The organism is Mesorhizobium sp. M7A.F.Ca.MR.362.00.0.0, assembly GCF_004023175.1.
In the GTDB taxonomy this organism is placed as follows: Bacteria; Pseudomonadota; Alphaproteobacteria; order Rhizobiales; family Rhizobiaceae; genus Mesorhizobium.
This window is the reverse complement of record NZ_RZTF01000604.1, coordinates 1-440: the sequence shown is the minus strand read 5'-3', so window position 1 is coordinate 440 and position 440 is coordinate 1. Positions and strand designations below refer to the sequence as shown.

At 63.4% G+C, this 440-nt stretch carries 1 pseudogene; it reads right to left on the bottom strand.

Annotated features, from left to right (window positions below):
* Positions 1 to 251: 251 nt before the first annotated feature.
* Positions 252 to 440 (bottom strand): annotated as a pseudogene (locus EOC06_RS35815) (SMC-Scp complex subunit ScpB); the annotation flags it as partial.

The window sequence follows — 440 nt, the reverse complement described above, 5'->3', positions numbered from 1 at the left end:
CGGCGTCGGCTCGTCCTGGCTGCAGGCGGCCATGACCGGTTGATTGCGCACTTCTCGGATTTCATGGACACGCGTCAAGGATCGCCGAGGTCTGTGCGGTCACCCCCGACCGGCGCCGACCTTGCTGCTCTGCTCGCGGCCTATTCGCGCGCCACTGACGATGCGATCCAAACGAAGCGTCACCGTGTTCTTGCGGTCCCACGCGGATAGGACTGCTGCCCGCGAACCACCCATCCCTGGTGAGCAGCATGCTATTCATCACCGGCAACGCCCGCATCTTCATCCCAGTCACTGGAAAACCCCGGCGTGATGTCGCCCGCCAGCAGCTTCTCCTTCGACAGCAGGCCTGCATCCTCAAGCGCATCGATGTCGGGGAGATCGCGCAGGGTGTCGAACCCGAACTGCAGCAGGAACGCCTTGGTCGTGACATAGGTGTAGGG